Origin of the sequence: Capnocytophaga sp. H2931 (assembly GCF_002302535.1) — a bacterium.
GTDB lineage: Bacteria > Bacteroidota > Bacteroidia > Flavobacteriales > Flavobacteriaceae > Capnocytophaga > Capnocytophaga canis.
In genome coordinates this window covers 1,201,476-1,220,449 of record NZ_CP022381.1, presented here as the reverse complement: position 1 = coordinate 1,220,449, position 18,974 = coordinate 1,201,476, and the positions used below count along the sequence as shown (strand labels likewise).

Genomic DNA, 18,974 nt, shown 5'->3' with positions numbered 1-18,974 from the left:
GCTTTGTCAAAATCCTATTTACCTAATTTAAAACTTATTGGATAAACGAAATTTACTGCAATATTTTTACCTTTGTGTTTTGCTGGAATAAATTCAGGTAGCATTTCTATGAGACGTTTTGCTTCTTCTTGAAGTAGCTTATCGCCTCCTTTTAACGATTTTACAACAACCTTTCCTTCAGCGCCTATGACAAAAACCACGGTTACCTTACCTTGTAGATTATTTTTTAAAGCAGCCTCTGGATATTTGAAATTACGTGCTATGTGTGCATCCATTTTTTTTCTGAAGCAATCTAAATTTTCACTTTCAGAAACATTCTCACACTCCTTAAAGCGAGGTGTTTTATCTACTTTCGTAAAGGGAAGTGTGTCATTCACAACTTGATTGTTTGTAAGTTGAGCTTCAGCTACTGAATTTTTTGGAAGGTTTTCCGATAGATTGTTTTGCGGAGCATTACCTGCCGAAAGCATCAGCACTGAAACTGCCAATGCGGGGATTGCCAATAAGTATTTTGACATCCCTTTTGTCGATTTTTGTTTTTGTTGTAACATACTTAGTCTTCGTTTGATAAGTTTGGGAGCAGACCAATAACTGGTAAGTAAATCAATCTTCGTTCCCAAAGCTTGGTTAATAAGTGTTTGATAATAATAGTTTTGAAACTTAGGGTAGGTTTGCCTATCGGCTTCAAATTCGTGTGCTTCTACCAATCGTTTCTGATAGAAATACAACAACGGATTAAACCAAAAAACAATCTTCATCAGTTCCAAAAACAACAAATCAAGCGAGTGCCACTGGTTTTGATGTACTTTTTCGTGTTCAATAACACAGGTTTCTTCCGCTTGTTCTTTGCCTACATAAATGTTATTCATAAATGTAAAGGCTTGGGTCAAATCCTCTAATAGGAAAATACGAGTTCCGTTCAGAACCACCCGTTGTGAACGGTTCAATAGGCGGTTCAACCGTATTATTTTTATGATGAAAAGCAATCCGAAGCATACTGCCCCGATACCATAAATCATTTCATACCAATTGATAGCATTCGTGTTGGAGGCTATAACCATATTTTCTGAAGTTGTATTGGCATAGGCGACAAATTCTTCCAAACGGATAGCCGCTGTAATATTATCGTTTGCCAAAGAAATCGGGAAAAAAGGCAATGTTAATGAAAGTGCAATTCCCGATAGCAGGAAAAAGCGATTTATCCTAAAATAAGGCTCGTTTTTGAAAAACGCTTCGTAAAGCAATAAAAACAAAAGCTGTACGAACATCGTTTTAACTGAATATATTAAAAAGTTTTCCATCACTTTTCCTTTTTAAGTTTTTGCAATAGGTCTTCTACATCTTTTAAGTCGATGTCTTTTTTTTCAACAAAGAAGGAAAGCATCGATTTAAAAGAACCTTTAAAATAATTTTCAGCCAAGTCTTTGAGTGATTTGTGACTGTAAATTTCCTTCGATACTATTGGAAAATAGATAAATCCTCTACCTTGTGGCTCGTGACTGACAAATCCTTTATTTTCCAATATCCGAACCACTGTTGATACCGTGTTATACGCAGGTTTGGGGTCATTCAGTTGTGCAATGATATCATTGACTGTGCCTTTACCCAATTGCCACAATACTTGCATAATTTCTTCTTCGGCTTTAGTAAGCGTTTTTATAGATTGAGACATTAACTTATTATTTTTATACGGCAAATATACAAACTATTTTTTTAGTTACAACTATTTTTTTAGTTTTATTTTATAAAAAACTTGAATTAAGCACAAAAAAAACACATAATAAAAAGAAAATCAATTTATTAAGTGTTTATTATTTTGTTAGGTTTCACATTTTCGTTACTTCAACTCTCCAAACTTGCCTTGTTCAAAATCTTGGAAGGCTTGTATGAGTTCTTGGCGGGTATTCATCACAAACGGACCATAAGCGGCAATGGGTTCGGCAATAGGTTCTCCACTAAGCACCAATATCAAGGCATCAGAAGTGGCTTCCACAGTGAAATTTTCACCATCGTTTTTGAACAAAACAAAGTGGTCAGCAGCAACTTCCTCCTGTTCGTTTACGCGGATACTTCCCTCCACCGTTACCAAAGTCGTGGTGTAATGTTTTGGGAAAGAAAGCGTAGTTTTTGCTCCTTTTTGCAAACGTACATTATACATATGGATAGGGCTAAAAGTAGAAGCCGCACCTTTCACGCCGGTGTATTCCCCTGCAATAACTGCCACTTCGCCATCGGCTATCGGAACTTTAGGGATATCCACATTTTTTATTGCCTGATACTTAGGCCGAGTGGTTTTGTACTTTGCCGGAAGATTCACCCACAGCTGCATCATATGAAAAAGTCCGCCTGATTTACTCCACTCGGTTTCGTGAAATTCTTTGTGTAAAATACCATTTCCAGCGGTCATCCATTGTACATCGCCCTCTCCGATTACTCCGCCTCCACCTGCACTATCTGCGTGTTCTACCTTGCCTTTGTAAGCGATGGTTACGGTTTCAAAACCTTTGTGCGGATGCACATCTACACCTTTCGGAATTTCACTCGGTGGGAAAACATACGGGGCATTGTAATCCATCATTATAAAGGGGTCCATACGTTCCATAGAAGAAGTTCCAGGAATGAAATTATGTACGCGAAATCCGTCTCCCACAAAATGCGGTGTGCCAGGACGAACGATTTTTTCTATATGTTTGGTGTTCATAGTCTCTTTTTTAAATTTGTTATTTATTGGTTTACTGCATATTAACTGCAAGAAAAATTATTCTAACTAATCGTTTTTCTTAAAAATATTGGTTTTATCCAAGTTCAGAAAAGGATTATTCAAATTGGGATTATCTTCAAAAGTATAATTCGACATTCTTCTTCTAAATAATTCATTACGAAGATTGACGACTACTTTTTCCAAATCTGCCATATTTTTGAAATCTGCTTTTTCAAATATAATCTCCGAATCTAAAATTCCTGCAATTTTCTTTATTTTGAGGATTTCCTGTTCTTCAATGGTTGCATCTGCCAATATTGCTCCCACAGCAAAGAGATTGAATTTTTCAATGCCTTGTTCGGCATTATCCGCAAATTCAAACACAACTGAAGTATATACTTTTGCCAATTTTCTGATAAAAATTTCCTCTTTGGAAACTATTAAAACAACATTTTTTTTCATTGTTTAATCTCCTTTTATTTTTCTGATACAAAGATACGACTATATGCAATACATTTTTCAGTAATAGAACATTATCAAGCTAATATACTTTTATATAGTAATTGATTTTTAGATGTTTATTTTGAAAAATGTAGATATTCAATGTTTTTCTATTTGCCAATATTGTCTATTTTTGCAATCTAAAAAACTTTTGATGAAAGAAAACAACGAAAATAAATACACGGAAATACAATCGGTTTTAGATGCGATTGAAGTCATTGGCGGAAAGTGGAAATTTCCTATTATTTACAGCCTCTGCGACCATACCAAGCGGTTTAAAGAATTGGAAAACGAACTAAAAGGTATTTCACCCAAAGCCCTTTCCAACGCTTTGAAAGATTTGGAAATGAATGGACTAATACATCGCGAAGTGTTTCCCACCGTTCCCGTTACGGTAGAATACAGCCTTACGCCCTACGGCAAAGACCTCAAACCTGTACTTTCTGCCCTGCAAGAATGGGGTAAAAAGCACCGCGAGAAAATCGTGGAATCTTGTAAGAAGGAGGAGTAAGAATTATTTTGTATTTCTAAATCACTCATTGACGGAATGTTAGCAAAAAACTATCTATCAGGTAAATGTTCCCCGAAATGAGAGCGATTATATCTGTAACAAATCGATCAAAATAGGGTCACAGATAGAAGTGTTTTAAAATCTGTTTTTTTATATTTGCCTAAAGTTACTGAAATATAATGCTTTATATTTGTGTAAAGTACTGTTTTTCACGCAAAACATTATTTTGAAATAATTTGAACAGGACATTATTTAAAGAGTAGCTCCTACAAATAATTGTTTTAGGAAAATATCAAAAACTAAAAAAGGAAAGCAATAATCCATTAGCAAGAACTTAAACATGAATTACAATTGGGTTTTCAAACAATCACCTCAAAAAGAAATAGTAGCTTCACTCCAAAAAGAACTCAATGTCAGTGAAACAATAGCTACGTTATTGGCTCAGCGAGGAATCACTGATTTTGATAAATCAAAACGCTTTTTCCGTCCGTCATTGGATGATTTACATTCTCCTTATCTGATGAAAGATATGGAAAAGGCAGTATCGCGCATTCATAAAGCTATTGAAAATCAAGAAAATATACTCATATATGGTGATTACGACGTAGATGGAACTACTGCCGTGGCACTAATGTATTTATTTCTACAACAATTCACCCATAATATTGATTTTTATATCCCCGACCGATATAGCGAAGGCTACGGCATTTCTTTTCAAGGAATTGACTACGCTTCCGATAATGACTTTTCGTTAATTATTGCTTTGGATTGTGGTATTAAGGCAGTTGATAAAGTAGCATATGCCAATGAAAAAGGAATTGACTTCATTATTTGCGATCACCACCGTCCGTCTGATATTGTACCCGATGCATTGGCCATTCTGAACCCCAAACAAGTCGATTGTTTGTATCCTTACAAAGAGTTATGTGGCTGTGGGGTAGGGTTTAAACTCATTCAAGCACTCAACAAACATTGGGGATATCCTTTTGAGGAAATCCTACCATTTTTGGATTTAGTAGCTACTGCCATTGCTGCTGACATTGTTCCTATTACGGACGAAAATCGGGTGTTAATGTATTTTGGTCTGCAAGTGTTGAACCAAAATCCGAGAGTAGGACTGAAGGCTTTGTTGGAAGTGGACAAACCTGTGAAGACTTCCAATGTAGTGTTCCGATTAGCGCCCCGTATCAATGCCGCGGGGCGTATTGAACACGGCAAATTTGCAGTAAAATTGCTTACGGAAAACGATGAAAATAGAGCCATTGAAAAGGCTAAAATCATTGAAGAATTCAATACGGAACGCAGAGATTTAGACCAAAATATTGCCAATGAAGCCTTAGCACAAATTCAAGAGAATAAGGAACAACATCGTTTTTCGACTGTGGTTTACGCACCATCATGGCACAAAGGCGTGATAGGGATTGTAGCTTCTCGTCTTATTGAGACGTACCACCGTCCTACGCTTGTATTTACTAAAAGTGGAGAAAAGTATGCAGCTTCCGCACGTTCCGTTTCTGGTTTTGATGTATACGAAGCCTTGGAACAATGTTCCGAGTATATTGAGCAATTCGGAGGACATAAATATGCTGCAGGACTCACTCTTTTGCCTGAGAAATACAGCCTTTTCAAAGAAAAATTTGAAGAAATTGTTTCTAAAACCATCACAAAGGAATTGTTACAGCCCAAAATAACGATAGACACCATGCTTCCATTGGAACAGATTACGGATAATATGTTTCGCATTATAAGTCAGTTTGAACCCTTTGGGCCACACAATATGACACCTATTTTTTACGCTGAAAATGTGATAGATACAGGCGTAGCAAAAGCTATCGGCAAGAATGGAGAGCATTTACGATTAACTTTGAAGGAATGCGGAGGAAATCGATTTTTTACCGCCACAGCTTTCAATATGGCTCATATGTTACCAACTATCAAACAAGGTAATGTTTTCAAAATTGCCTATTCACTTGAGGAAAATTTTTGGAACGGGAAAAGATACCTACAATTGATGATTAGAGATATAAAGTTTTGATTTTTATTAAATTAGCATCTTTTTTTGAATTAGTATCTACTTTTTTCTTAATTAAATTTATCATCTAATAAAATATTGAAAATCAATCAATTGTATAGCAGAATTAATAACTTACCGAACGAAAAAAACTATGGATAATGAAAACTATTGTTCCAAAATAAAAAAAAGCAGTTAGCACGAGTTGAGTGTGGCTCAAAACAAAACATCTTTCTCTCTTGCAAAAAATAATATTTATTTGTACCTTTACCTCTTGAAAATTTAACTTAAAAATAACAACATACGATAAATATTTAGATTACATCATTATGCCAACAAAGAAAATGACATTAAATCCTGACTACATCTTCGAGACAAGTTGGGAAGTGTGCAACAAGGTAGGTGGTATTCACACCGTTATCTCAACCAAAGGGTTGAGCATTACTAAAAAATTCAAAAATAAATACATCCTCATTGGGCCAGACATCTGGCAACACGCTGAAAACAAGGAATTTATTGAAAATAAAGAACTTTTCAAATCGTGGAAAACCAAAGCAGGAAGCGAAGGGCTTCGAGTGCGTGTAGGAAATTGGAATGTGGCAGGAAATCCGATTGTGATTTTAGTTGATTTTTCGAGCTACATCAGCAACAAAAATGAGATTCTACGCTACTATTGGGATACATACAAACTTGACTCATTAAACAGCTCATGGGATTACATCGAATCAGTACTTTTTGGATACGCTGCAGCCAAGGTTATTGAGAGCTTTGTGAAATTCAACACTGCTTCACGCGAAAATGTACTGTGTCATTTCCACGAATGGATGACAGGTAGTGGTTTGCTCTACATCGAAGACAAAATGCCAAAAGTAGGTTCTGTTTTCACTACACACGCCACCGTTGTAGGTCGTTCAATTGCAGGAAATGGTTATCCGCTCTATGACAATATGAAAGGTTACAATCCTGAGGAAATGGCATATCGATTTGGAGTGCAACACAAGCATTTCTTGGAAAAAACCGCAGCGAAAGTGACAGATTGTTTTACTACTGTGAGTGAGCTAACAGCACAGGAATCGCTTCATTTCTTAGGTCGTAAAACTGATATGATTACTCCAAACGGATTTGAAGACAGCATTGTTCCTCCATCCAAAACCTTTGATAAAAAACGTAAGGAAGCTAAAAAACAACTCCATAAAGTAGCTCAAGCTCTAGTTGGGCATACGCTTAGTGAGGATACTAAGATGTTGGCTATCAGCGGAAGATATGAATTCAGAAATAAGGGTATTGACGCTTTCATTGATGCTTTAGGCACGTTGAACCGCAATCCGAAAAATAAAAAAGAGGTAATTGCTTTCTTGCTAGTTCCTACGGCTCATGAGGGCGTAAACCATGGGTTACAACATAATTTGGACTATCCGCAACAAGCGGGAAATAATGACCAAAAACATTTAACGCACTATTTATCAGACCCTAATAATGACCAAATTCTACGCAGAATCTATGAACAACAACTTTTCAACCGCAAGGAAGATAAAGTGAAAGTAGTGTTTTGCCCTAGCTATCTGAACGGCAATGACGGTATATTCAATTTGTCGTACTACGATATACTTATTGGAATTGACGGCACTGTATTCCCTTCATATTATGAGCCTTGGGGGTATACGCCATTGGAAAGTTTAGCTTTCAATGTGCCGACAATCACGACTTCTTTGGCTGGATTTGGAAAATGGGTAGAAAATTATTATCCTGAAAAACAGAAATCTATTGAGGTTATCAAGCGTACTGACAGCAATTATGGTGATGTAGTTAGTGAAATCACTAAAAACATATCATCACTACTTCTGATGAAAGATTCTGACTTTGAATTAATTAGAGAAGAAGCAGGTAAAGTGGCCGAAATTGCCCTATGGAAGAACTTAAGTAAAAATTACTTTAAAGCCTACGAACTGACTTTAGAAAATATTGAAGAACGAATAATTAGTCTGCCTAACATTGACACAGACGCAGCTTCTGTATTAGAAAAAAGTAAAATAGTGAATACTCCTATTTGGCGTAATATTATCATTCACAGAGCGATACCAGAAGCACTACAACCTTTGGAAGAATTGGCAAAAAACCTTTGGTGGTGTTGGAATGACGATGCTTCGGATTTATTTCACAGCATTGACCCTCAAAAATGGCTTGATTCTCGCAAAAATCCAATAGAATTGTTGGATATGATTTCGCTTTCAAGGTATAAAGAGCTTGAGAAAGATAGTGCTTTTATGAAACAACTGTCAAACGTATATAACAAATTCCAAAATTACATGGCTAAAAAAGTAGACATGGTAAGCCCATCGGTTGCTTATTTTAGCATGGAATATGGGTTACATTCTTCTCTAAAAATATATTCGGGAGGATTGGGAATTTTGGCAGGAGACTACTTGAAAGAAGCTAGTGATAAGGCTACAAAAATTACTGGTGTAGGACTACTTTATCGTTATGGATATTTTACTCAAAAATTATCTTCCGCAGGAAATCAAGAGGCTGATTATGAAGCTCAAGATTTCTCAAAAATTCCAGTCACCCCAGTGATTGACACCAATGGAAAATGGATGGTCGTGGCAGTGGATTTACCTGGAAGAACATTGTACGCGCGTGTTTGGCGAGTGGATGTAGGACGCATTGAGTTATATCTATTAGATACTGATTTTGAAGATAATAGAGAGGATGACCGCTTTGTAACCCACCATCTTTATGGGGGAGATTGGGAAAACCGTCTGAAACAAGAAATGCTTTTAGGATTAGGAGGCATCAAAATGTTGCGTAAGTTAGGAATTGATGCTGAGGTATATCACTGCAATGAAGGACACGCGGCATTTATTGGACTGGAACGACTTAGTGAATACATCCAAAATGACAATTTGTCTTTCTCCGAGGCTATGGAGGTAGTACGAGCTTCATCTTTGTTTACTACGCACACACCAGTACCAGCAGGACACGATTTCTTTGAAGAAGGTATGCTAAGAGCTCATATTGAGAATTATACCGATAAACTACACGTAAGTTGGGAACAAATTCTATCCTTAGGAAAAATTAACTTGAACAATCCAAGAGAGAAATTCTCAATGAGTAATTTGGCGGCTAATCTATCACAGGAAGTAAATGGAGTGAGTTGGCTACATGGAGAAGTTAGTAAGGATATCTTCAAAAATCTATGGCCAGGTTATATGCCAGAAGAGTCACACATCAGCTACGTTACCAATGGGGTACATAAACCAACATGGACAGCTACCTTATGGAAAGAAATTGAAGATGAGGTGTTTGGTGAAGATTTCAAAAAGAATCAATTTGACCCTAAAGGTTTTGAAGGGATTTATAAAGTGTCCGACAAACGTATTTGGGAAGTCAAAACAGAATTACGAGCAAAATTATTACGTCGTGTGGAGCAAAAGTTACGTTTGGAAAAAAATACACCGTATTTCTCACCTAAACAGTTAATTGAAATCAAAGAGAATTTAAGAAAAGATATTCTTACTATTGGTTTTGCACGTCGTTTTGCGACTTACAAACGAGCCCACTTATTATTCACTAATATTGAGCGTTTGGATAAAATAGTAAACAATCCAGAGCGACCAGTACAGTTCATTTTTGCAGGAAAAGCACACCCTGCCGATAAAGCAGGTCAGGATTTGATTAAACACATCGTTGAAATCTCGAAAATGCCACAGTTTTTAGGTAAAATTCTTTTCATTCCTAACTACGACATGGAGTTAGCTCGTCATATGGTACAAGGAGTGGATGTTTGGATGAACACTCCAACGCGTCCGCAAGAGGCTTCTGGAACCAGTGGAGAAAAGGCTGCAATGAACGGAGTGATGCACTTTAGCGTACTCGATGGTTGGTGGGTAGAGGGCTATCGCGAAGATGCTGGTTGGGCTTTACCAATGGAACGAGCTTACGAAAATCAAGAGTATCAAAATGAAATGGATGCCGAGATGATTTACAACATCATTGAGGATGAAATTGCTCCTACATTCTACGAAAAAGATAAAGACGGCATTTCACAATCTTGGTGTGCGTTAATCAAAAATACGATTGCTAAAGTGGCGGTAAACTTTACCACAACGCGTATGCTTACGGATTACGAAAATCAATATTACTTCCCTATGAGCGAACGTGCAGCGAGTTTGAAACAGGATAATTTTGCCACAGCAATTCAAATTTCGGATTGGAAACGCAAGGTAAATCAAGAGTGGGACAATGTCAAAATAGTAAGTACTGAAATTCCGAACAAGAACAAACAATTGATTTCCATAGGAAATAACTACCAAGCAAAAATAACTTTGGACATTGGAGGGCTGAACATGAATGACATTGGTTTGGAATTGGTCATCGCGCGTGAGGACAAGGAAGGAAAAACAAAAGTAATGGACAAAAAAGAATTTACACCAGCTTCACAAGAAGGTAGTAAAGCTCTTTATACCTTAGAGGTGGTTACCGAGTATCCAGGTTCATTACAACTTGGACTTCGAGTGTTCCCGAAAAATGATTTGTTACCACACCGCCAAGATTTTGCATTAGTGAAGTGGTTCTAATAGGTAGGTACTGATAAGTATTTGGAATTTTACCATAATAAGTTCAACACCTAATAGTTTTCTCATTCAAAACTTTGTCAGAGTTTAAACTTTGGCAAAGTTTTTTTATAATGTATTAAATTCATTGGGCAATCATCGTAACGATTAATCGAAAAAGATACTCTTTTCAAGGAAAAGAGTATCTTTTTTGTAACTTTTTCTGTTTTTATGCATCTTTAAGATGGAAATCAAAAACAGAGTTGCCATGAAAACCATATTTTCTTTTTTGTTTTTACTATGGGCAATAAGTCTTTCCGCCCAAGAAGTCACTCTTTCAGGAGACGTGAAAAATCAACAACAAAAACCCGCTGAATTTGTAAATGTTATCTTAAAAAAGGACGAAAAACCCGTACATGGAACAATTACCGATGCTTTGGGGAAATTTTCTGTAAAAATCCCGAAAGGCGATTACATTCTCATTTTGGAACAATTCGGCACCGAATTTCTTTCCAAAAACATTTCCGTTTCCCAAAATACCGATTTGGGCGTTATGCAAATCAATCAAGCCATTGAAATAGAAGCCGTAACCGTTGAAGGCAGGAAAAAACTCGTGGAACAAAAAGTGGACAGACTTGTATTCAACGTGGAAAACTCCGTGCAGGCAAGCGGTGGCGATGCCCTCGATGTGCTAAAATCCACACCAGGAGTGCAGGTTCATAATGAGGATATTTCCATCGTTGGGAAAAATGGCGTACGTGTGATGGTCAATGATAAAATAATGCAACTTTCAGGGGAAGAACTTACCAACTTCCTGAAATCCATAGCGTCCGACAATATCCAAAAGATTGAAGTCATCACCACGCCTCCTTCTAAATACGACGCCGAAGGCAATGCGGGGCTAATCAACATCGTACTTAAAAAAGCCAAGGAAGACCATTGGAGCACTACACTTCGAACTTCCTACCAACAAGGAATTGAAGGGAATTTACGCAATGGTGCGAATTTTTCCTACCGAAAAAATAAGTTTTCCGCTTTGGCTGATTTGGGATATACGAACGGCAAACAGCACTACGAAAATGATATTCATTTTTGGTATCCGAAAGAATATTGGGTGAATCGTTTAGAGTCTAAGAGTAAGGTGAAAATTTGGTCGCCTCTTTTAAATTTAAACTACGACCTAACCGATAAAAGTACTCTTGGGGTGCAATTTATGGGAAACTTTTTTAACAAGGAAATCAATGGTTCTACTGCGAATCGTGCGTATCTGTACAATAGCCCGAAACTGATAAAAGAATACATCACACATCAAAACAAACCTGAAAACACTCAAAATCTGTCTGTTAATGTGAATTTCTTGCAGAAAATCGGAGATAAAGGAGCCAAACTTACCATCGATACCGATTATTTCCATTATAAGAAAGACAGAAAGGATGATTTAAACACTATTTTCTATAATTATCAACTAAATACGCAACCAAAATTATTTGGAAATTCTCTCTCAATGCAACAGATAGATAATTATTCTTTTAAGGCAGATATGGAAACACCTGTTTCGTGGGGAAATCTTTCTTTCGGAGCGAAAATTGCCCGAACACAGACGGATAATATAGCCGAATCCGATTTTCGTGATGAAAATCAAATAGAAACTCTTGCTCACAAAGATCACTTTCTTTATACAGAAGATACCCAAGCCTTGTACGCCGATTGGGCAAAATCTTTCGGAAAGAAATGGAGCGTAAAAGCCGGCGTTCGAGGCGAAAATACACAAACCAAAGGAGTTTCCGTTTTAGTAAATAATGAAACACACAAACGAAATCTCTTTAAACTTTTCCCGACATTATATATTCAATATCAAATTAATGAGAATCACAACATTTCGGCAAATGTAAATCGTCGTATTTTTCGTCCGCAATTCTTTTCACTTAATCCGGGGAGAAACTATCAGAATCCGAAATCATATGTGGTAGGAAATCCGTTCTTGCAACCTTCCTATTCATTAGGAGCAACGCTGAACTATTCCTATAAACATTGGCTAACATTCGGGTTATCATATTCTAATATAGAAGATAACCGAACTCAAATTACGTATCACAATCCTGATTTGGAAGAAACTCAAATCCGATGGGAGAATTTTGCCCACTCTAATCGATGGAGTGTTTCGATGAATATCAATAAAAGTTTGTTTTGGTGGTGGGAAATTTCTGCGTATATGGGAGCTACTTATGAAGATACAAGACCTTATGTTGCTTTATTCCCCGATAAAATGATAAGCCGAGGAGGTTATCAAAACTTGCAGAATACTTTTATACTGAATGAAAACAAAACTTTACAGGTAAATGTATCTTATTTCTATCAATCTCCGTGGGATAGTGGCACGAGAAGAGTTTCAGAGGCTTCAAGTTTGGATTTAGGTATCAAATATTTAGCTTTCGACAAAAGATTAACTCTTGCCCTTTATGTGAATGATATTTTCAAAACCAACATAACAACTTATACCGTTAATATTGAAAAACAAGGTATTAAGGAAAGCTATCGTCAGTATTATGACAATCGTTACGTACGTCTTTCTCTTACCTATAAGTTTGGAAATAGCAAAATTTCGGTACGAAAAAGAGAGGGAGGAAATGCAGAAGAACGTAATAGAAGTTAATACCATTCATTTACTCAATTTTCCATATCTTACAGATTTCTAATTCCTTATAATATCTTTATCTTTACCCTTTGGGAGTGTTTATAAAACACTCCTTTTTTGTTTTATTAATTCGAGTATTTAGGCGAAGACTGAAAACAAACAATTAACGCTTCAACTAATTAGGCGAAAGTAGAAAACGAGCGGTTTGACACTTCAACTAATTAGGCGAAAGCAGAAAACGAGCGGTTGACACTTCAACTAATTAGGCGAAAGCAGAAAACGAGCGGTTGACACTTCAACTAATTAGGCGAAAGCAGAAAACAAGTGGTTGACACTTCGGGCAAATACCCAAATATAAAAAACGAGTGTTTTCTATATATCTACGTAGGATTTTTTGTTAGTTGCTAAATTAGTAATTACAGATAATCAATAATATTTTGAAAGTCTTACAGTTTTTAATGTCTTACCATTAGGAATTATACATTCCCTAAGTACTGCTTTACTGCTTGAATCGTTTTTGTTGCATTTCCGACAAAAACTTGTTCATCAACCACGATTACGGGACGAGCCAAAAAGGTGTAATGTTCTAAAATAAGTTGTTTGTACTCATTTTCTGTCAGATTTTGAGCTTTAAGGTTACGACTTTTGTAAAGTTGTGAACGTTTGTTACATAAAACTTCGTAATTCCCAACCTTACTTTTCAAAAAGTCCAAATCAGTTTCCGAAATCGGTATTTTTTTGATGTCTTGCAACTCGAAATCTGTTGGGAGTTGCAAATCATTTAAAATGCGTTTACAGGTGTCACAAGAACTTAAATAATATACTTTTCTCATTGCTTTACCATCGAATAATTGCACTTGCCCATGTGAATCCACTACCAAAGGCAGCCAAAACCACCAAATCACCATCTTTAATTCTTCCTTGCTCAAAAGCCTCCGTTAGAGCAATTGGTATGGAAGCCGCTGTGGTATTTCCGTATTTCATGATGTTATTAAATACTTGATCATCACTTAGTTTAAATTTTTGTTGTATAAACTGAGAAATACGCAAATTGGCTTGATGTGGAATCAGCATGTTAATATCTTCCTTTGACAGTCCGTTATGTTGCAAACCTTCCTGAATAACTTCTGCAAAACGGATTACAGCATTTTTGAAAACATGTTGTCCGTTCATGTATGGAAAATAACTTACGTCCGTTGAATCATTTTCAGCAATAATATCTGTAACCCAACGATTTGCAATTCCAGGTGCGATGAGAGCTAACTCCTCGGCATGAATTCCCTCGCTATGCAAATGAGTTGACAATATACCCTTTTGTGGGTCCTCTTCTCTTGAAATGATAGCCGCTCCCGCTCCATCGCCAAAAATAACGGACACGTTGCGTCCTCGTGTGGTAAAATCTAATCCAGGTGATTGTGTTTCAGCCCCAATAATCAAAATATTTTTGTACATACCTGTCTTTATGTACTGATCAGCAATCGAAAGTGCATAAATAAAACCAGAACATTGATTCCGTACGTCCAAAGCTCCTACGGTTTTTAGTCCTAATTCCTTTTGAACTAACACACCTGATCCAGGGAAATAGTAATCAGGGCTTAGAGTTGCGAAAATAATGAAATCAATATCGTTTTTGTCGATTCCTGCATTTTCAATGGCTTTTAAACTTGCCTTAACCCCCATTGAAGTGGTAGTATCTTCGCCTTTTATTACGTGCCTACGCTCTTCGATTCCAGTGCGTTCACGAATCCAAGCGTCATTAGTATCCATCCGTTTGGACAGATCATCATTGGTTACTATATTCGCAGGAACATAGAAACCTAAACCTTTTATTTTTGAACGATATAACATATGAATTATTGTTATCTCAATTTGATTTTCTCAGAATTTTTAGGATAATTATGAAATTATGAATCTTTTTACTTTTCTAAAAGCTTTATCTAAAACTTTCTGACGATATTTTGAAAATCATTATTGAGTGGTTGATTTATCTGTTTTTTTCTTTTCTTTTTCTTTTTTATACAGAGGAATCAAGTAGGTGATAGTATAATTGAAATTCGCTCCGAATCGGCTTCCTTCACGGACTCTGTTGAATCCAGGAATCCAATAATTAGGAAAGCTATCCGTAGGATTTGCTATCATAACCCCTAATCGCAAACTTGCTCCGGCAAATAAATTGGTGAATAATTCTACTTTCATCCCTAAGATTACTTCCAGCCAATGAGCAGTTCGACCCTCATAGCTTCGTAACCAATTGGGATTGTTTCCTGTTGTATTTTCCTCCCAGTACGGATTGGTGGTATAAATCATGTAGGAAGTCAATTCCTGGGCAAATCGCGAAAATGCATATCTTCCTCCCATATAAATCATATTTTCCATTCCATACCAATTATTGTAGGCATTATAATCTATTCCCAATCGGATAAATTGTCCAGTAGTTTTGTATGAAAAAAAATCTTCGTTTTTGGATCTATTTTCAAAACCTACTTCGGCAGCCAAATAATAGTTATAGTTCCACCGATAGTCCCCCACAAATTCCAAACCACTGTACCCCTTTTGGAAAAAGGAACGTATAGGTTTGCTAACGTCCATTCCTACGCGCAATCCATAGCGTTGTTTGTAGGTTGTTTCTTTTGTATCTTCTTGAGCTATAGTAGTTTGATAGAATAAAAAACTAATGATAAAGCTGTATGTGAGCGTTTTTTTCATTTTCTACTTCCGTTTTTGTAACGTTAATTGATTGTATCCAAGTATCATCAGGATTTTCGATGGTAGCACTCACAGTATTGTATGTAGCTTTAAAACCACATGCTCGGCTAACAAACTCTTCCTGTACCTGATATGTAAATGTGATGGTCGTCATATCTCCACCAGTAATTTCTCCCGTTGTGTTATTATAGTTTGCATTGCTTACCATAACATATGAAGTTTTGGGCTCGGTAACTTTCAATGGCAGAGCTATCGAATCGGTTGAAGCGTTGATTAACAAGGTGTTCTTTCCTTCTCCATAGACAATTAAATTTGAGACTTTCTTTTCCTTTTGGGTAGACATATCTCGGAAGCGAATCACTAATTGGGGTGTATTTACCTTTTGATCACATAAATCATCTGACTCACAAGATGTTATCCATAAAAAAGACAGTGCTAATAAAGGGATAACTATATAAAGTTTAGAATATGATTTCATTTAAACGGATTTTAGGTTGTAAAGATAGGAATTTATCATTTAACAAAACAATTCTTACCTGCTTTTTAGAAAATTATCAACCTTTGAGCTGTTTATCACCCTTAAAATTTTAGGCATTGCTAATTTAATGATGTATTGCTCGGGTCGCCCCTACAAGAACTAAATTATAACCCATAGTTCATTTACTTCACAAAATTTTAGGAGAGCCAAATTTTATAAGAAAGATTTCCGTAAATTAAAATTCAAACCACACAGAGATATAGATTTCATTACGTGTGGTTTGATTATGATAACTCTCAAGATATTATTTTCCAATCATCCTCTTCAACTCATTGAGTTTCATCAATGCTTCTACAGGAGTAATTGTATTGATGTCGATTTGCGTAATTTCGTTTTTGAGTTCTTCCAACAGCGGGTCGTCAATGTTAAAAAAGCTGAGTTGCATCTCTTTTTGAGCCGACTTCAAAGTTTCGGAAGTTGTTGAGGAAGTATGAGAATCTTCCAATTTTTTAAGTATTTTATTTGCTTTTTGGATAACAAATTGAGGCATTCCCGCCATTTTCGCTACGTGAATCCCAAAACTATGTGCCGAACCACCCGAAACTAATTTACGTAAGAAAAGAACGCTGTCCTTGGTTTCTTTAACCGACACATTAAAATTTTTGATACGCTCGAAACTTTCGGTCATCTCGTTGAGTTCGTGGTAGTGCGTTGCGAATAGTGTTTTGGCTTTCGAAGGGTGTTCATGCAGATATTCGGCAATTGCCCATGCAATAGAAATCCCGTCGTACGTACTTGTACCACGACCGATTTCGTCCAAAAGCACCAAACTTCGCTCGGATATGTTATTCAAAATCAAGGCAGCTTCATTCATTTCTACCATAAAGGTCGATTCACCCATCGAAATATTATCACTCGCTCCCACGCGTGTAAAAATCTTATCTACAATCCCGATTTGAGCAGATTCCGCAGGAACGAAACATCCAATTTGAGCCAACAGAACAATTAACGCACTTTGTCGCAAAATGGCAGATTTACCTGACATGTTAGGCCCTGTAATCATTATAATTTGCTGAGAATCACGGTCAAGGTATACGTCATTAGCTATGTAGGGAACCCCCACAGGCAACTGTTTTTCAATCACAGGATGACGTCCATTCTTGATATTTAGAACAAATGATGCATCCATTTCAGGGCGACTATAATTATTTTCAATAGCAAGCTGAGCAAATCCACAAAGGCAATCGAGCTGACCTATAAGCGATGCATTTGTTTGAATTTGAGCAATATATTCATTTGTGAAAGATACCAATTCCGAAAAAATACGCTGTTCCAATTGGGATATTTTTTCTTCAGCTCCTAATATTTTAGCTTCGTATTCTTTTAGCTCATCTGTGATATATCGCTCAGCATTGACCAAGGTTTGTTTGCGAATCCACTCAGCAGGAACTTTGTCTCTATGCGTATTTCGAACTTCAATATAATACCCAAAAACGTTATTGCTATCAATTTTCAGTGAAGGAATTCCTGTACGTTCTGTTTCACGTTTGAGCATGTCGTCTAAATAGGATTTCCCTGATTGTGAGAGATTTCTTAGCTCATCCAAATCTGCAGAAAATCCTTTGGCAACAACATTTCCTTTAAGGATGTTCACAGGAGCATCATCAAAGAGCGTATTTTTTATTCGTAAACAAAGTTGTTCGCAAGCGTGCATTCTATCTCCCAATGCTTTCAGATGTTCATTGTCTGAAAGTACGCAAAGTTGCTTAATGGGAGGTATCGCCTCCAAAGACATACGTAGTTGTACGACCTCACGAGGGGATATCTTTTCTGTAGCTACTTTTGAAATAAGTCGCTCAATATCACTAATTTTAGCAACTTGCTCTTTAACTTTATGTAGGGTATCAATGTGCTGCATGAAATGTGCTACTACTTCATGTCGTTGCTCTATCTGATTGATTTTTTTCAGTGGGAGCGCCAACCAACGTTTGAGAGTTCTGCTTCCCATTGCCGACGTGGTTTTGTCAATGATATCCAACAGTGTTACGGATTGGCTCGAAGTCCCTGTGTAGAGTTCCAAGTTTCGGATAGTGAATTTATCAAGCCAAACATAGGCATCTTCAACTATACGCTGAATAGAAGTGATGTGCTGTAATTTATTATGCTGTGTTTCAGAAAGATAAAAAAGAATTGATCCAGCTGCTAAAATTGCTTCAGAAAGTTCGTCTACACCAAAACCTTTAAGAGAATTAGTTTGAAAATGCTGTGTAAGTACCTGATTGGCATAATCTTGCTTATATACCCAATCTTCCAAAAAGAAAAGGTGGAAATCCTCTCCAAAGCTGTCAATAAAATCTTTTTTTTGTTTTTTAGCAATAAGAATTTCACTAGGTTTAAAATTTTGTAATAGTTTGTCGATATAAAATCTATCACCTTGTGCTACTAAAAATTCACCTGTGGAAATATCCAGAAAAGCGACCCCATTGGTTGTTTTTCCAAACCAGAGTGATGCTAAGAAATTATTGGACTTAGAGTGAAGTATATCATCATTCAGCGCTACTCCTGGAGTAACCAGTTCGGTAACGCCTCGTTTAACAATTCCTTTGACCGTTTTTGGGTCTTCCAATTGGTCACAAATAGCAACTCGATAACCTGCTTTGACCAATTTGGGTAAGTACGTATTTATAGAATGATGCGGAAAACCAGCTAATTCGGTACGTTCGCTACCGTTATTTCTGTTTGTAAGCACAATATCAAGCACTTGAGCAGTTTTGACAGCATCTTCTCCAAAAGTTTCGTAAAAATCTCCCACTCTAAAAAGCAATAGAGCATCAGGATATTTTGACTTTATCTGATTGTATTGCTTCATTAAAGGAGT

13 protein-coding genes are annotated in these 18,974 nt (G+C 36.6%); 4 read left to right on the top strand and 9 right to left on the bottom strand.

The window, feature by feature from the left end; all coding sequences use genetic code 11:
* Nucleotides 1-14 precede the first annotated feature (14 nt).
* The 4 genes from CGC52_RS05195 to CGC52_RS05180 form a co-directional block, all read right to left on the bottom strand.
* Nucleotides 15-1,301: a M56 family metallopeptidase gene (locus tag CGC52_RS05195; RefSeq protein WP_095893636.1), complete on the bottom strand. Its 1,287-nt coding sequence runs from the start codon at nt 1,299-1,301 to the stop codon at nt 15-17.
* Nucleotides 1,301-1,672, bottom strand: coding sequence for a BlaI/MecI/CopY family transcriptional regulator (locus CGC52_RS05190; protein WP_018278204.1), 372 nt, complete (start codon nt 1,670-1,672; stop codon nt 1,301-1,303). Before CGC52_RS05190 ends, CGC52_RS05195 begins: the two co-directional genes overlap by 1 nt.
* A gap of 165 nt (nt 1,673-1,837) precedes the next feature.
* A complete protein-coding gene (locus CGC52_RS05185; RefSeq protein WP_095893635.1) occupies nt 1,838-2,701 on the bottom strand; it encodes a pirin family protein in 864 nt (287 codons plus the stop codon).
* Between the two features lie 66 nt (nt 2,702-2,767).
* Nucleotides 2,768-3,163 (bottom strand): hypothetical protein, encoded by a 396-nt coding sequence (locus CGC52_RS05180; protein WP_095893634.1) that lies wholly within the window; start codon nt 3,161-3,163, stop codon nt 2,768-2,770.
* 193 nt (nt 3,164-3,356) lie between these two features.
* Here CGC52_RS05180 and CGC52_RS05175 point away from each other — a divergent pair, with 193 nt between their 5' ends.
* From CGC52_RS05175 to CGC52_RS05160, 4 genes are all read left to right on the top strand, one after another.
* Nucleotides 3,357-3,713 (top strand): helix-turn-helix domain-containing protein, encoded by a 357-nt coding sequence (locus tag CGC52_RS05175; RefSeq protein WP_042347632.1) that lies wholly within the window; start codon nt 3,357-3,359, stop codon nt 3,711-3,713.
* A gap of 340 nt (nt 3,714-4,053) precedes the next feature.
* Nucleotides 4,054-5,748: a single-stranded-DNA-specific exonuclease RecJ gene (recJ, locus tag CGC52_RS05170; protein WP_095893633.1), complete on the top strand. Its 1,695-nt coding sequence runs from the start codon at nt 4,054-4,056 to the stop codon at nt 5,746-5,748.
* A gap of 302 nt (nt 5,749-6,050) precedes the next feature.
* Nucleotides 6,051-10,301: an alpha-glucan family phosphorylase gene (gene glgP / locus CGC52_RS05165; protein WP_095893632.1), complete on the top strand. Its 4,251-nt coding sequence runs from the start codon at nt 6,051-6,053 to the stop codon at nt 10,299-10,301.
* 244 nt (nt 10,302-10,545) lie between these two features.
* Nucleotides 10,546-12,930 carry an outer membrane beta-barrel family protein gene (locus tag CGC52_RS05160; protein WP_198540576.1) on the top strand — a complete coding sequence of 795 codons (2,385 nt, stop codon included), beginning with the start codon at nt 10,546-10,548 and terminating at the stop codon, nt 12,928-12,930.
* A gap of 458 nt (nt 12,931-13,388) precedes the next feature.
* On the opposite strand, the gene CGC52_RS05155 is transcribed toward CGC52_RS05160, so the two are convergent.
* The 5 genes from CGC52_RS05155 to mutS form a co-directional block, all read right to left on the bottom strand.
* On the bottom strand, nt 13,389-13,745 hold the full coding sequence (locus CGC52_RS05155) for an arsenate reductase family protein (RefSeq protein ID WP_042006898.1): 357 nt from the start codon (nt 13,743-13,745) through the stop codon (nt 13,389-13,391).
* Nucleotides 13,746-13,749: 4 nt separating this feature from the next.
* The gene (locus CGC52_RS05150; RefSeq protein WP_095893630.1) at nt 13,750-14,760 is read right to left on the bottom strand and encodes a 3-oxoacyl-ACP synthase III family protein; all 1,011 of its coding nucleotides are present in this window, start codon (nt 14,758-14,760) and stop codon (nt 13,750-13,752) included.
* A 120-nt stretch (nt 14,761-14,880) separates the two neighbouring features.
* Nucleotides 14,881-15,618: a DUF6048 family protein gene (locus CGC52_RS05145; protein ID WP_042006872.1), complete on the bottom strand. Its 738-nt coding sequence runs from the start codon at nt 15,616-15,618 to the stop codon at nt 14,881-14,883.
* Nucleotides 15,584-16,096: a DUF6452 family protein gene (locus CGC52_RS05140; protein ID WP_095893629.1), complete on the bottom strand. Its 513-nt coding sequence runs from the start codon at nt 16,094-16,096 to the stop codon at nt 15,584-15,586. Before CGC52_RS05140 ends, CGC52_RS05145 begins: the two co-directional genes overlap by 35 nt.
* A 304-nt stretch (nt 16,097-16,400) precedes the next feature.
* A complete protein-coding gene (mutS, locus tag CGC52_RS05135) occupies nt 16,401-18,965 on the bottom strand; it encodes a DNA mismatch repair protein MutS (protein ID WP_095894462.1) in 2,565 nt (854 codons plus the stop codon).
* Between the last annotated feature and the right edge of the window lie 9 nt (nt 18,966-18,974).